Source organism: Neisseria sp. P0009.S007, from assembly GCF_051962515.1.
Map to the genome: position 1 here is coordinate 1 of NZ_JBQCVF010000416.1, position 1206 is coordinate 1206.

The window sequence follows — 1206 nt, forward strand, 5'->3', positions numbered from 1 at the left end:
TATTAATGCCTGACAGATTAAAGGCCGTCTGAAACAATTTGTTCAGACGGCCTTTTCCACATCCTATAATTAAACTTGCAGCCTACCTTAAAAATCATTACATTGCCCACACTCAAGCAACAAAAACGTCATCATGAACGCCCACCGCACCCTCATCATCTCCGTTTTTATCGTCGCCAGCTGCGGCCTCGCTTATGAGCTCATCATCGCCGCGCTCGCAAGCTATCTTTTGGGCGACAGTATTTTGCAGTTTTCCTCCGTCATCGGGCTTTATCTGTTTTCAATGGGTATCGGTGCCCACCTGACCCAATACATCAAAGATAAAGACGTATTGCACCGCTTTATCGAAATTGAACTTCTGGTCGGCATCATCGGCGGTATTTCCGCGCTGGCATTATTTGTAGCCTTCGGTTTATCCGCCGCCCCGTTCCGCACCCTGCTCTACACTTTTGTACTGATTGTCGGCATGGTTGTCGGCATGGAAATTCCTTTGGTCATGCGCGTGTTAAACCAAAAAGGGGCGGAATTTAAAGAACTCGTTTCCAAAGTATTGACCTTCGACTACTTGGGCGCACTTGCCGTCTCGTTATTATTTCCGCTTCTACTCGCCCCCAAACTCGGCATGGCGCGTTCCGCCTTGTTGTTTGGCATCTTCAACGCCGCCGTCGCCTATCTGACCGCGCGCGTCTTCAAAGCCGAACTACCCCGTTACCGCGCCATCCGCCTGCGTGCGCTGATTGTTTTGTCCATCCTCGCCATCACCTTCGCCTACGCCGACCGTATTTCCTTTAAAGCCGAACAAAGCTATTTCGGCGATCCCGTTGTCTATCAAAGCCACTCGCCCTACCAACGGCTCGTCGTAACCCGCTGGAAAGACGACACCCGCCTCTACATCAACGGCAACCTGCAATTCTCCTCACGCGACGAAGCCCGTTACCATGAAGCACTCGTTCTGCCTGCCATGCAGATGGTTCCCAACGCCGAACGCGTCCTGATTCTCGGTGGCGGCGACGGATTGGCGGCACGCGAAGTCTTAAAATATCCGCAGGTCAAAAATGTTACTTTGGTCGATCTCGACCCCGACATGACCGCCACCTTTAAAACCTCAGCCACCTTAAGCGCACTCAATCAAGGCTCGCTGTCCCATCCCAAAATGCACGTCGTCAACGACGATGCCGCCAAATGGCTGGAAGGGTCGTCTGAAAA

1 protein-coding gene is annotated in these 1206 nt (G+C 52.0%); it reads left to right on the forward strand.

Annotated elements, in window-relative coordinates; genetic code table 11:
• Positions 1-133: 133 nt before the first annotated feature.
• Positions 134-1206 (forward strand): polyamine aminopropyltransferase (locus tag ACTHS3_RS13730; protein ID WP_440368220.1); only part of this gene is annotated, 1073 nt, incomplete at its 3' end.